Here is a 13,195-nt window from a genome sequence, read left to right as displayed (position 1 = left end):
GTCACTCCTCGTGCACCCACCGCCATAGCGTTGGCCGACGCGCCTCCGCGGCCTGCGCGTGGGAAGACCACGACAAACCGTCCCCCCACCGCCTCGGTTGGTTCCGTGTGCCCGGAGAGAACACCCTTCGAAGGTGCATCGGGGTTGGATCCGCACGTTGCCAGAGGACGATCACCGAAGGTTCACGCCAAGGAGACGAGATCCGCGTAGTCGTCGGACCAGAGGTCCTCGTCGCCATCCGGCAACAGCAGCACGCGATCAGGCTCCAAAGCACGGACGGCGCCCTCATCGTGGGTGACCAGGATGATCGCGCCCTCATAGGTGCGGATCGCGGCCAGCACCTCTTCGCGCGAGGCCGGGTCGAGGTTGTTGGTCGGCTCATCGAGCAGCAGCACGTTGGCGCTGGAGACGACCAGGCTGGCCAGCGCCAACCGGGTCTTCTCGCCACCGGAGAGGACCCCGGCCGGTTTGTGTACGTCGTCGCCGGAGAAGAGGAAGGAGCCGAGCACGCTGCGGGCCTCGGTGTCGGTGAGCTGCGGAGCGGCGCTCTGCATGTTCTCCAGCACGGTGCGCTTCACGTCCAGGGTCTCGTGTTCCTGAGCGTAGTAGCCGACCTTCAGACCATGACCGGGGATCACCTCACCGGTATCCGGCTTGTCGACTCCGGCGAGGATCCGCAGCATCGTCGTCTTGCCGGCACCGTTGAACCCGAGGATCACGACCCGGCTGCCCTTGTCGATCGCCAGGTCGACGTCCATGAAGACCTCGAGCGATCCGAAGGACTTCGACAGTTCCTTGGCGGTGATCGGCGTCTTGCCACACGCGGCAGGCGACGGGAACTTGATCCGGGCGACCTTGTCAGACTGACGTTCGCCCTCGAGGCCGGCCATCATCTTCTCGGCCCGCTTGAGCATGGACTGGGCGGCCGTCGCCTTGCTGGCCTTGGCCCGCATCCGGTTCGCCTGGTCGGTCAGCGTCTTCGCCTTCGACTCCGCGTTGGCGCGCTCGCGCTTCCGGCGCCGCTCGTCGGTCTCCCGCTGGGTCAGGTAAGCCTTCCAACCCATGTTGTAGACGTCGATCTCGGCGCGGTTGGCGTCCAGGTGGTAGACCTTGTTGACGGTCGCTTCGAGCAGCTCGTTGTCGTGGCTGATCACGATCAGCCCGCCCTTGTAGTTCTGCAGGAAGCCGCGCAACCAGACGATCGAGTCGACGTCCAGGTGGTTGGTCGGCTCGTCGAGCAGCATCGTCTCGGCGTCCGCGAAGAGGATCCGGGCCAGCTCGACCCGGCGGCGCTGACCACCCGAGAGCGTCTTCAACGGCTGGTTGAGGATCCGCTCCTCGATCCCGAGGCTGCTGGCGATGGTGGCCGCCTCCGACTCGGCCGCGTAGCCGCCGTTGGCGTGCAGTTCGTTGTCGGCGCGGGCGTAGCGCTTCATCGCCTTCTCGGCGACGGCGGGATCGGTGGAGCCCATCTCGATCTCGGCGGTCCGCAACCGGCGGACGACGTCGTCGAGGCCGCGCGCGGAGAGGATCCGGTCGCGTCCGAGCACCTCGGGGTCGCCGACCCGCGGGTCCTGGGGCAGGTAGCCCAACTCTCCGCTGCGCAGCACCTTGCCACCGGCGGGCAGGGCCTCGCCGGCCAGGATCTTGGTCAGAGTGGTCTTTCCAGCGCCGTTGCGCCCGACCAACCCGACCTTGTCGCCAGCTGCGACGCGAAAGTTGACATTCTCCATGAGGAGCCGCGCACCGGCCCGGACCTCGAGTTGCTGGGCGGTAATCATCTCGGTGGTTAGTGTACGGGTGATAACAGTGGCTGCCTGAATCGGTGAGCCCGGCGCGAAAGGCTGCACCATGCGGTTCAACCCCAAAGCACGACTTGATGCGGGACAGGTCCGTGACGCCGGTTCGGGCGGCGGTGGCGGTTTGGGCGGCGGCGGCATGCGGATGCCGATCCCGGGCGGCAAGGTCGCCGGTGGCGGCGGGCTCGGTCTGGTGCTGGCGATCGCGGTCTTCGTGTTGCTCCAATGCACGGGCAACGGCGGCGGAGGCGGCGGCCTCGCCCTCGATCCCTCACAGCTTCAGGTCGCTGGCGGCTCGGCCTCCAATACCGGGCGCTACGACTCCTGCAAGACCGGCCAGGACGCTGCCGACAACCACGACTGTGGTCGGGTCGCGGTGGTGAACTCGATCCAGGACTACTGGGGCGACACGTTGCAGTCCGCAGCCGGCGTCCGGTACCAGGAGGCAGCGACGGTCACCTTCACCGGCGCGATCAGCACCGGTTGTGGCCAGGCGAGCGCCGCCGTCGGTCCGTTCTACTGCCCCGCGCCCGGCGACATGAAGGTCTACCTCGACACCGACTTCTTCGACGAAGTCCTGGTCAGGCAGCTCGGTGGCCCGCCCGGCGACTTCGTTGAGTGGTACGTACTGGGCCACGAGTACGGCCACCACATCCAGAACCTGACCGGACAGATGGGCAAGGTGCGTACCCAGAAGGGTCGCAACAGCGACGCGGTGAAGCTGGAGCTCCAGGCTGACTGCTACGCCGGCCTGTGGGTGCACAACGCGGTGAACACCGACACCGCCGACGGCGAACCGCTCTTCCTCGAGGGCCCCACCGAGAACGACCTACGGGAAGCCATCGCAGCAGCGCAGGCGGTCGGCGACGACCACATCCAGAAGGTCAGCCAGGGCCGGGTGAACCCGGACGAGTGGACCCACGGTTCCTCGCAGGACCGCGAGCAGTGGTTCCGCACGGGCTACGAGTCGGGCGACTACAACGCCTGCAACATCTGGAGCAGCTGACCCTTGCTCAGAGCAGCGCCTCGATCTCCGGAACGAGGCGCTGCAACGAACGCAGATACGGCGCGACACTCGGGTGCCGGAACTTCGCGGCCAACGCCCCCTCACCCGTGGCGGCGCGAGCCAGCGCCCACTCGGCGCGGTTGAACGCCGTATACACGGCCGTGACCCGGGCGCCGAGCTCCACCTCGGAACGGGTGGCGAGCCCCGGGGGCAGCCCGAGCAGGTGGGCTTCGGCCAACGGCGTCATCTCTTCGCGGGCGCTGAGTGCGAAGTAGCCCAGGTCGGAGCCGACCGACGCGCGCCCCAGACTCCCCCAGTCGATCGCCACCAGTTCGTCGCCCTCGCGGCCCCGGAGGTTTGCCGGCGTCGCATCGCCGTGGTGGGCCGCCTGGGGCAGTTCATCGAGCCGGTCGAGCAGGCCGTTGCGGCGGCTCCAGAGCCGGTCCGCGATGTCGGCCAACGTGGTCCGGGCCAAGGTCCGCCACGCACCGTTGCGCTCGACCCGCGCGAGTCGATCACGCAACTGGTGGCGCGCCAGCCACGGCGCGTCCACGTCGGCGGCTGCGAAACGGCCCAGGCAGCGCGCGATCGCCAGGCCACTGTTCGCGGCATCCTCGACCCAGGGCTGGATCAGCGTGATCCCCTCGTCGTCCTCGTCCACCGCCGCCGGACCCCCGCTGCGCAACCCGGGCGTCTCCTCGACCAGCCCGGCGCTCAGCACGTCCGCCTCCCGACGCCAATACGCGAAGTGCTGCGGATCGCTCAGCTCACCCGGGTCCCCCGGTTGCGGCGCCGCCAACCGTTTGACGACGACCGCCTGCTCTCCGACGACGGCACGCCACGCTCCCAAGGTGCTCGGCCCACCCCCACCGGGTAGGGCATGCCATCCGGGCTGCGGCTGCCACATGCTCAGATCTTGACATGCGAATCAGTCGAAATCGCTCATCTGCACAGCGTCGGCACCCGCGCCGATCCCCGCGCCATCTGCCGTCGTGCGTCGGCGACGCGAGGTAGCGTCGGCATCGTGCCTGACCTTCTGTTGCCAGCCGCCCGGCTTCCCCGTTGGGTCGAGAACTTCGCCCACCGGCACGGCGAGACCCTCTTCACGGTCGTCGACGGCGCGCTGGGCGGGCGCGCCGCAGACGGTTCCACGTGTCTGTTCCGCCTGCCGTTCGCCCAGGAGTGGACGGGCGACGCCGATCCGGAGGCGTTCGCCCGATCGGCACTCCCGCCTGAGGATTGGGGGGTCCTACTGGTCCGCAAGGGCGGGTTCGCGATCGCTCGCCTGCAGGGCGCTCAGCTGGTCGACTCCAAGACCGGTCAGCGCCATGTGCAGGGCCGGACGAAGGCCGGCGGACAGAGCCAGCAACGGTTCGCGCGGCGGCGCGACAACCAGGCCAAGGCAGCGTTCGGAGCCGCTGCCGACCATGCCGCGCGCATCCTCACCGAGCGCTCCGGCCTTCAGGCGTTGGTGATCGGCGGTGACCATGCCGCGGTCGAAGCCGCGTTGGACGACGCCCGACTCCGCACCGTGCGTGAGCTCGTCACCGGTCCGTGGCTGGCCACTCCGGATCCGCGTCGTTCCGTGCTGGAACAGGCCGTCGCCGACGCCCAGTCGGTCGCCGTCGACGTGGTGAACGCCTGAGGCTCAGACGAGGCGCGCTGCCAGCCGCCGCGCGTTCATGTGCGCGATCGATTCGATCGAGATCATCGGGTTCACCCCGGACGCCGTCGGGAAGCAGGAACCGTCGGCGACCACGAGGCCCGGGCACTCCCAGACCTCACCGTCGGGATTGACCGCAGACATCTCGGGGGCGCCACCCATTCGGGCGCTGCCCATGATGTGCAGGGCCGCCAATCCGACCCGTCCAGGCTCGTATCCGGCTGCCAACGCATCGGCCTCGAAGCTGGAGATACTCCCCCGGCTCCCCGGTGCGTACCCGACCGGCCGTTGGTGGGTCGTGAAGATCTCGACCGCCCCCGAGGCTTCCGCGATCCTTGCCGCGTTGACGATTCCCCGGTGTACGTGGGCGGTGTCCCGCGCCGAGAGCCGGTAACTGACCACCGGCTCTCCGTCCTTACCGACCTTCACCTCACCGCTGTCCCGGTCCCGGTCGATCACCACCATCGGCGCCAACGAACGGAGTTGGCGCATCCGGTCAGCATGGGCGACTCCCCCGTGCCACGGCACGAACGCCGCCCCGAAGGCCGCGGTGATCGGCGCCGTCTCATAGATGACGCCGTACCCGGCGCCGTCCAGATCTCTGTCCTGCTTGGAGAAACGGCTCTGTAGGGATCCCGTCCAGGGCAGTACGTCCTCGTTGTAGCGGGCCCAGACGGCGGTCGCCGGGTGCAGCCTCAGGTGCCGGCCGATGTTCGGGTTGCCCAGGCCGCTGCGCCGCAACAGGGCAGGGGTCTGGATCGCTCCCGCTGCCGCCACCACGGCGCGGGCCCGCACCGTGATCCGATGCCCGGAGCTGGTCACCGCCTCGACGCCGCTGGCCCGGCCCAACTCCTGGGTGACCCGCATGGCTCGCGCGCCGACCACGATCTGGGCACCGGCGTTGGCGGCGTCCACCAGCCAGGTCTTCGCCGTGGACTGCTTCGCGCCGAGCCGACAACCCATACCGCAGCGACCACACTCGACGCCTTGGTCGCAGCCCTTCACGTTGCGGGGCATGGTGTCGACGTGCCAGCCCAGCGCTTCAAGGCCGGCCTGCAGCTTCGCGTCCCGCGGGGCGATCGCGTCGTGGTCGGTGTTCACCCCGAGGCGGGCGCAGACCGCGTCGAGTGAGTCGGTGTACTCCTGCTCCGCGAACTGACCGGCGCCCAGCCCTGCCCACTCCGCGCGGACGTCGTCCGGCGTCCGGAAGGAGGTCGTGTAGTTGACGACGGTGCCTCCGCCTACCCCATAGCCGGCCATCAGCGCGATCTGGCCCTCCACGCTGCTCTGCGGCGCCGGTGCGTAGAAGGTCGAGAATGCGGTCAGCTCGGACCCGTCGAAGTCGGCGTCGTCGTGGTACTCGCCGGCTTCCAGGACCACCACGTCGAGCCCGGCTTCGGCCAGTATCCCGGCCGCGGTACCGCCACCGGCGCCGGAGCCCACCACCACGACGTCGGCGCTCAGCTCTGTGTCGGTCTGGTACCGCACCGGCGACAGCGCACGGGGCGCGGCATCGGGGCGCACGCCGAACGGAGCGTCGTAGCCGACCTCGTCCCACAGCGGCGAGTGGCCGCTCGGTCCTGGGGTCGCGTAGGCAGCGACCATGATCCCGAACCGCAGAGCCGAGAAGAGCGCACGTTTCTGCGGCACCCGCGAGTTGGCCAGCCCCAACAGCACCCGTTCGCGCCCGGCGGCGTCAAGCTCGGAGAATCGGCGGCCACGGGTACCCAGCGCCAGGCCGACAGCGCGGGTGTCCCAGCCCCGCAGGAGCATCGACAGTTGCTTACGGTCGGCCTCACGCGGGTTGCGAGCGGCCAAGGTCAACATCAGCTCCGGCACCCCGAGCGCGGAGGCCGGCGGCACCGCACCTCCGCCGGGCACCATCACGTCAGCGATCAGGGCAGCAGCGGCGAGCTCACGCGCAGTGGGAGTGGGCGACATTGTGACAAGGTACACACTGCAACGGCCCCGATGGCCGCTTTCGGCCCCGGTCCACCCCGCCGGTCCGGCCCGCCTACGCTGGCGCCATGCGCGTCCCGCTCACCTTCGCCATAGCCCTCGGGGCCACGCTGCTGGTCGGGTGCGCAACCGGGACGGAGACCACCGCCCGCGATCCCCAGCCCGAAGCACCCGCCGCCCCCTCGGCCCTTGGGTTCGAGATGACCGGAAACGAGGCGGCACCGCTCGACTATTCGTCGCCGGGCCTCCCCTACGACTCGGTCAGCGTCCTGGTCGTACGGGGTGCCAGACCACGCCAGGTAGCGAAGATCCTCGGTGCCGATCTGAGCAGGACCGTTCATCCGGACGAGGTCGACCTTCTCCCTGAGGAACGGACGGTCTGGAGCTTCCGCAGGATCGACGGAGGCGTCCTGGCGGTGGAACTGACCGGCTACGGCGATCCGACCCGCTCGGCGTTGGCCAAGCTCTCCGCGATCGGCGGTTCGGCAGCTGTGGTCCGCGACGACATCGACGCCATAACGCGATTCGCCGCCGCCACCGACGGCGCGCTGGTCTTCGACGGCGACGAGTACGCCTTCGTCGACGACCCGGCGCTCTACCCGGACCATTTGCGCAGCATCGCGAGCCGGGCCTGGGTGGACCTGAGCAAGCCGCTCACGGACACCGAGGAGGATCCCTTCACCGTCGGCCTGGAGCTGATCACGGCGCACACCGGGCTCACCTTCGGCATGGCAGAGATCGAGTCCACTGCGGAGAGGTCCGGCTTCTCGGCGCCCACTCTGGTCTACATCACGGAGTGACGCCAAGGGCCGCCCGATCTCTTCGATCGGGCGGCCCTCGGCGAGGTGCAACGGATGCTCAGACGTTGAACCCGAGCGCGCGCAGCTGCTCGCGGCCGTCGTCGGAGATCTTGTCCGGGCCCCACGGCGGCATCCAGACCCAGTTGATGGTGACGTCCTTGACCAGGCCCTCCAACGCGGAGTTGGTCTGGTCCTGGATGACGTCGGTCAACGGGCAGGCCGCGGAGGTCAGCGTCATGTCGAGCACGACGTTGGTCTCCTCGTCCAGGTGCACGTCGTAGACGAGGCCCAGGTCGACGACGTTGATGCCGAGCTCCGGGTCGACGACGTCCTTCATCGCCTCGGTAACGTCGTCGACCGTGGTGGTCGAGACGGCGCCGGTGGCTTCGGGCACCTCAGGGAGGTCAGTGTGGTCAGTCATCGGGGCTCCTCAGCTTGCCGGGGATTCGGGGGTGGCGAGGGCCTGTGCGGTCGCGTCCTTCCAGGCCATCCAGGAGAGCAACGCGCACTTGACGCGTGCCGGGAACTTGGCGACGCCGGCGAAGGCGATGCCGTCCTCCAGCACCTCTTCGTCAGGGACGACGTTGCCCTTGCCCTGCATCAGGGTCTGGAACTCCTGGTGGATCGCCATCGCCTCGTCGACGCTCTTGCCGATCACCAGGTCGGTGAGCACCGACGCCGAGGCCTGCGAGATCGAGCAGCCCATCGAGTCGTAGGAGACGTCGGCGACCTTGCCGTCCACCAGGTGTACCCGCAGGGTGATCTCGTCACCGCAGGTCGGGTTGACGTGATGGACCTCGGCTTCGAAATCGTCACGCAGCCCTTTGTTCAAGGGGTTCTTGTAATGGTCGAGGATGATCTCCTGATACAGGGCATCCAGTTCTGCAGCGCTCATCTCATCAACTCAACTTGAAATAGCTGCGGGTGTATTCCAGCGCCTCGATGAACGCATCGATCTCTGCCGGCGTGGTGTACAGGTACGACGACATCCGGGTCGAGGCCTGGACGCCGAACCGCTGGTGAGCGGGCTTCGCGCAGTGGTGACCGGCGCGGATCGCCACACCGCGGGAGTCGACGACCTGAGCGATGTCGTGCGGGTGCACGCCGTCCAGCTCGAACGAGATCGCGCCGCCACGCAGGGCGGCGTCGGCCGGGCCGAGAACCTTGACCCCGGCGACGGCGGCCAGACCCTCCAGGGCGTAAGCAGTGATCGCGTGCTCGTGACGACGCACGTTCTCCATGCCCACGTGGCCCAGGTACTCCACCGCGGCGCCGAGACCGACGGCCTCGATGATCGGCGGGGTGCCGGCCTCGAACTTGTGCGGGATCCCGGCGTAGGTCGAGCGCTCCATGGTGACCGTGGCGATCATCTCGCCACCACCGAGGAACGGCGGCAGCTCCTCCAGGACCTCGCGCCGTCCCCACAGCACGCCGATCCCGGTCGGGCCGACCACCTTGTGGCCCGTGAAGACCAGGAAGTCCGGCGCCTCGCCCAGGCCGAAGCCCTGCAGGTCGACCGGCATCTGCGGCACCGCCTGGGCGCCGTCGACGACGACCAGCGCACCGACCTCGTGGGCCCGTTTGCTGATCGCCGCGATCGGGTTGACCGTTCCGAGCATGTTGGAGACCCAGGTCAGGGAGACGACCTTGGTCCGCTCGGTGATCAGCTCGTCGATGTTGGAGAGGTCCAACTGCCCGTCGTCGGTGAGCGAGAACCAGCGCAGGGTCGCGCCCTTGCGCTCGGCCAGCAGCTGCCACGGCACGATGTTGGAGTGGTGCTCCATCTCGGTGATGACGATCTCGTCGCCCGCACCGATCTCGTAGCGTCCACGCGCCCAGGACAGGGTGTTCGCCACCAGGTTGAGCGCCTCGGAGGCGTTCTTGGTGAAGATCACCTCGTCACGCGACGGGGCGCCGATGAACTCGGCCACCTTGTCGCGGGCACCCTCGAACGCCTCGGTCGACTCGGCACCCAACTGGTGCATCGCACGCGCCACGTTCGCGTTGTGCCGCTCCATGTGGTCGACCATCGTGTCGATCACGATCTGCGGCTTCTGCGAGGTGTTGGCGCTGTCGAGGTAGACCAACGGCAGTCCGTGCACCGTGCGCTCGAGGATCGGGAAATCAGCCCGGATCATCTCAAGCTCGGGCAGCAGGCCCTCCAGTGTCATCTCAATCCCTTCGAGCTGAGTGGGGTGGTCCGAACTCAGGCGTTGGCGAGGAAGCGCTCGTAGCCGTTTGCTTCCAACTCGTCGGCCAGGGCCGGGCCACCGGACTCGGCAACGCGGCCGGCCACGAAGACGTGCACCTGGTCGGGCTTGATGTAGCGCAGGATCCGCGTGTAGTGGGTGATCAGCAGAACACCCTTGTTCTCGCGCTCGCTGAACCGGTTGACGCCCTCGGAGACGACCTTCAGCGCGTCGATGTCAAGACCGGAGTCGGTCTCGTCGAGGATCGCGACCTTCGGGTCGAGCAGGTCGAGCTGAGCGATCTCGTGACGCTTCTTCTCACCACCGGAGAAGCCCTCGTTCACCGAACGCTGCGAGAAGCTGGAGTCCAGGTTCATCTGGTCCAGGGCGGAGTTGACGTCCTTGACCCAGGTGCGGAGCTTGGGCGCCTCCCCGTCGATGGCGGTCTTCGCGGTGCGCAGGAAGTTCGACACCGACACACCGGGCACCTCGACCGGGTACTGCATGGCCAGGAAGAGACCGGCGCGGGCCCGCTCGTCGACGGACATCTCCAGCACGTCCTCGCCGTCCAGCGTGATCGTGCCACTGGTGACGGTGTACTTGGGGTGGCCGGCGATCGTGTAGGCCAGGGTGGACTTGCCAGAGCCGTTGGGGCCCATGATCGCGTGGGTCTCGCCGTCCTTGATGGTCAGCGTGACGCCCTTGAGGATCTCCTTGTCGCCGTCCTCGGTGCTGACGGAGACGTGCAGGTCCTTGATCTCGAGGGTTGCCATTCTTGGTTCTCTCTCTTCGTTGCGTGAGTGAAAGTTCAGGAGGCGCTGACGCCGTTGAGCGATGCGGTGACGTCGACGAACAGTTCGTCGTCGCGCACCTCCACCGCGAAGGTCGCTACCGGCTCGGTCGCCGGCAGGCAGGTGGGCTTGCCGCTGCGCAGGTCGAAGGTGGAGCCGTGCAGCCAGCACTCGACGGTGCCGCCTGCCACCTCCCCCTCGGAGAGCGGGACGGCGGCGTGCGAGCACTCGTCGCGGACCGCGAAGTACTCGTCACCGTCGCGTGCGACGGCCACGTCGATGCCCTCGACGGTGACGCCGAGCGCCTCGTCGCTGGGCACCTCGGTGAGCGCACAAGCCCGGACGAACGCCATCAGATTTCCTTCAGGACGTTCTTGGCGAGCTCGGCCTCGACTGTGGCGACCAACTGCTCCTCGATCGCCGGGACGTCGATCTTGCGGATCAGGTCGTTGAAGAAGCCGTGGACGACGAGGCGCTGGGCCTCCTTCTCGTCGATCCCGCGCGAGCGCAGGTAGAAGAGCTGGTTGTCGTCGAACCGAGCGGTGGCCGAGGCATGCCCGGCGCCGGCGATCTCACCGGTCTCGATCTCCAGGTTGGGGACCGAGTCGCACTGGGTGCCGTCGGTGAGGATCAGGTTGCGGTTCTCCTCGTAGGTCTCGATGCCCTCCGCGACCTTGCGGATCAGCACGTTGCCGATCCAGACCGCGTGCGCACCGTCACCCTGCAGGGCACCCTTGTAGATCACGTTGCTCGTGGTCTTGGGCTGGTTGTGGTCGACGAAGAGCCGGTGCTCGATGTGCTGGCCCTCGTCGGCGAAGTACAGGCCGAGGCCTTCCACGCCGCCGCCGGGACCTGAGTACTCGGTGCTGGTGTCCGAGCGGACGACGTCGCCACCGAAGGTGACGGCAACGTGCTTGAGGTGCGCGTCGCGGCCGATCTTCGCGTGCTGGCTGACCAGGTGGACGGCGTCGTCCTCCCAGTTCTGCACGGTGACGAAGGTCAGCTGCGCGCCGTCCTCGACGACCAGCTCGATGTTCTCGGCCCAGACCGCGGAGCCCTTGTAGGAGACCACCACGGTGGACTTGGAGAACTTGCCTGCCCGGACCACCAGGTGGCCGGCGGCAGCGCTCTCCAGGCCGGTGCCGGTGAAGGTGATCACCGAAGCGCCCTCGACCACGGCCTCGTCCGGAACGGTGACCTCGAAGACCGAGGTGGTGGCCTCCCAGGCACGGGCGGCGACCCGGTCGGTCGGCACCGCACCCGAGGCGCCGCGGGCCGAGTCGGCCACCGGAACCGCGAGCGCCGTGACGCCGTCGGCCAGGTCTACGTCGACCTTGTACTCGACGCCGGTGAGCGGCGCCTCCTCGTGCAGGCCACGGAGCCGCTTCAGCGGGGTGAAGCGCCAGATCTCCTCGCGTCCGGTGGGGACCGGGTGGTCGGCGAGGTCGAAGGAGCCCTCGGGGTGCAGGTGGGACTCCACCTTGGCGACCTCGGTGGCAGGGGCAGTCACAGTCACGTCGTTTTTCTTCTCTGTCGTCTCGTCGGTCTCGGAAGCGGCGATCAGCCGACCGCGCCTTCCATCTGCAGCTCGATCAACCGGTTGAGCTCCAGGGCGTACTCCATCGGGAGCTCCTTGGCGATCGGCTCGACGAAGCCGCGCACGATCATCGCCATCGCCTCGTCCTCGGCCATGCCGCGGCTCATCAGGTAGAAGAGCTGGTCGTCGGAGACCTTGGAGACCGAGGCCTCGTGACCCATGGAGACGTCGTCCTCGCGGATGTCGACGTACGGATAGGTGTCGGAGCGGCTGATCTGGTCGACCAGCAGCGCGTCACAGAGCACGTTCGACTTCGAGCCGTGGGCGCCCTCGTTGACCTGGATCAGGCCTCGGTAGGAGGTACGGCCACCGCCGCGGGCGACCGACTTCGACAGGATCGACGAGGACGTGTTCGGCGCGGCGTGCACCATCTTGGCGCCGGCGTCCTGGTGCTGGCCCTCACCGGCGAACGCGATGGAGAGGGTCTCGCCCTTGGCGTGCTCGCCCATCAGGTAGACGGCCGGGTACTTCATGGTGACCTTGGAGCCGATGTTGCCGTCGACCCACTCCATCGTCGCGCCGGCTTCACAGACCGCGCGCTTGGTGACCAGGTTGTACACGTTGTTCGACCAGTTCTGGATCGTCGTGTAGCGGCAGCGACCGCCCTTCTTCACGATGATCTCGACGACCGCGGAGTGCAGCGAGTCGGAGCTGTAGATCGGGGCGGTGCAGCCTTCGACGTAGTGCACGTACGCGTCTTCGTCGACGATGATCAGGGTCCGCTCGAACTGACCCATGTTCTCGGTGTTGATCCGGAAGTAGGCCTGCAGCGGGATGTCGACGTGGACACCCTTGGGCACGTAGATGAACGAGCCGCCGGACCAGACCGCGGTGTTCAGCGCGGAGAACTTGTTGTCACCGGTGGGGATCACGGTGCCGAAGTACTCCTGGAACAGCTCCGGCTGCTCCTTGAGCGCGGTGTCGGTGTCGAGGAAGAGAACACCCTGCTCCTCGAGGTCCTCACGGATCGAGTGATACACGACCTCGGACTCGTACTGAGCCGCGACGCCGGCGACCAGGCGCTGCTTCTCCGCCTCCGGGATACCGAGCTTGTCGTAGGTGTTCTTGATGTCCTCGGGGAGGTCTTCCCAGCTCTGGGCCTGCTTCTCCGACGACCGCACGAAGTACTTGATGTTGTCGAAGTCGATGCCGTCGAGGTCGGAGCCCCAGGTCGGCATGGGCTTGCGACCGAAGAGCTTGAGGCCCTTCAGGCGCATGTCGAGCATCCACTGCGGCTCGTTCTTCTTCGCCGAGATATCGCGAACCACGGCTTCGTTGAGTCCACGCGTCGCGTCCGCACCGGCGACGTCAGCGTCGGCCCAACCGAACTCGTAACGTCCAATGCCCTTGAGCTCGGGGTTCAGCTCTTCGATCGGGTTGACAGTCATGAC

Annotated in this window: 13 protein-coding genes; 3 read left to right on the top strand and 10 right to left on the bottom strand. The window is 67.8% G+C overall.

From position 1 onward, the window contains the following. Positions 1-182 precede the first annotated feature (182 nt). Positions 183-1,781, bottom strand: coding sequence for an ABC-F family ATP-binding cassette domain-containing protein (locus ACLM5J_RS11890; protein WP_413656624.1), 1,599 nt, complete (start codon positions 1,779-1,781; stop codon positions 183-185). 70 nt (positions 1,782-1,851) lie between these two features. On the opposite strand from ACLM5J_RS11890, the gene ACLM5J_RS11885 reads away from it, so the two are divergent. After that, entirely contained in the window at positions 1,852-2,805 is a 954-nt protein-coding gene (locus ACLM5J_RS11885) for a neutral zinc metallopeptidase (protein WP_413656623.1), read from the top strand. A gap of 7 nt (positions 2,806-2,812) precedes the next feature. Here the strand turns inward: ACLM5J_RS11885 and ACLM5J_RS11880 are convergent, their stop codons facing one another. Continuing rightward, positions 2,813-3,712 carry a phosphotransferase gene (locus ACLM5J_RS11880; RefSeq protein ID WP_413656622.1) on the bottom strand — a complete coding sequence of 300 codons (900 nt, stop codon included), beginning with the start codon at positions 3,710-3,712 and terminating at the stop codon, positions 2,813-2,815. Between the two features lie 117 nt (positions 3,713-3,829). Between ACLM5J_RS11880 and ACLM5J_RS11875 the strand changes: the two genes are divergently transcribed. Next, positions 3,830-4,450 carry an acVLRF1 family peptidyl-tRNA hydrolase gene (locus tag ACLM5J_RS11875; protein WP_413656621.1) on the top strand — a complete coding sequence of 207 codons (621 nt, stop codon included), beginning with the start codon at positions 3,830-3,832 and terminating at the stop codon, positions 4,448-4,450. A 3-nt stretch (positions 4,451-4,453) separates the two neighbouring features. Here ACLM5J_RS11875 and ACLM5J_RS11870 read toward each other — a convergent pair whose 3' ends face one another. Continuing rightward, entirely contained in the window at positions 4,454-6,409 is a 1,956-nt protein-coding gene (locus tag ACLM5J_RS11870; protein ID WP_413656620.1) for a GMC family oxidoreductase N-terminal domain-containing protein, read from the bottom strand. 86 nt (positions 6,410-6,495) lie between these two features. Here ACLM5J_RS11870 and ACLM5J_RS11865 point away from each other — a divergent pair, with 86 nt between their 5' ends. Continuing rightward, positions 6,496-7,227: a hypothetical protein gene (locus ACLM5J_RS11865; protein ID WP_413656619.1), complete on the top strand. Its 732-nt coding sequence runs from the start codon at positions 6,496-6,498 to the stop codon at positions 7,225-7,227. A 58-nt stretch (positions 7,228-7,285) separates the two neighbouring features. Here the strand turns inward: ACLM5J_RS11865 and ACLM5J_RS11860 are convergent, their stop codons facing one another. From ACLM5J_RS11860 to sufB, 7 genes are read right to left on the bottom strand one after another with little or no spacing between them, the layout of a single operon-like run. Next, a complete protein-coding gene (locus ACLM5J_RS11860; protein WP_413656618.1) occupies positions 7,286-7,648 on the bottom strand; it encodes a metal-sulfur cluster assembly factor in 363 nt (120 codons plus the stop codon). Between the two features lie 9 nt (positions 7,649-7,657). Then, a complete protein-coding gene (sufU, locus tag ACLM5J_RS11855) occupies positions 7,658-8,122 on the bottom strand; it encodes a Fe-S cluster assembly sulfur transfer protein SufU (protein WP_413656617.1) in 465 nt (154 codons plus the stop codon). Between the two features lie 4 nt (positions 8,123-8,126). Next, positions 8,127-9,398, bottom strand: a complete 1,272-nt coding sequence (locus ACLM5J_RS11850) for a cysteine desulfurase (RefSeq protein ID WP_413656616.1) — start codon at positions 9,396-9,398, stop codon at positions 8,127-8,129. Between the two features lie 35 nt (positions 9,399-9,433). Continuing rightward, a complete protein-coding gene (gene sufC, locus ACLM5J_RS11845) occupies positions 9,434-10,189 on the bottom strand; it encodes a Fe-S cluster assembly ATPase SufC (RefSeq protein ID WP_413656615.1) in 756 nt (251 codons plus the stop codon). Between the two features lie 35 nt (positions 10,190-10,224). Continuing rightward, a complete protein-coding gene (locus ACLM5J_RS11840) occupies positions 10,225-10,560 on the bottom strand; it encodes a non-heme iron oxygenase ferredoxin subunit (protein ID WP_413656614.1) in 336 nt (111 codons plus the stop codon). Next, the gene (gene sufD / locus ACLM5J_RS11835) at positions 10,560-11,717 is read right to left on the bottom strand and encodes a Fe-S cluster assembly protein SufD (protein WP_413656746.1); all 1,158 of its coding nucleotides are present in this window, start codon (positions 11,715-11,717) and stop codon (positions 10,560-10,562) included. The genes ACLM5J_RS11840 and sufD overlap by 1 nt, the downstream gene beginning before the upstream one ends. A gap of 50 nt (positions 11,718-11,767) precedes the next feature. Next, on the bottom strand, positions 11,768-13,192 hold the full coding sequence (gene sufB, locus ACLM5J_RS11830; protein WP_413656613.1) for a Fe-S cluster assembly protein SufB: 1,425 nt from the start codon (positions 13,190-13,192) through the stop codon (positions 11,768-11,770). Positions 13,193-13,195: the final 3 nt, after the last annotated feature.

The sequence above is a fragment of the Nocardioides sp. Bht2 genome, assembly GCF_047308515.1.
Classification (GTDB): Bacteria; Actinomycetota; Actinomycetes; order Propionibacteriales; family Nocardioidaceae; genus Nocardioides.
This window is presented reverse-complemented; position numbering and strand designations above follow the sequence as displayed.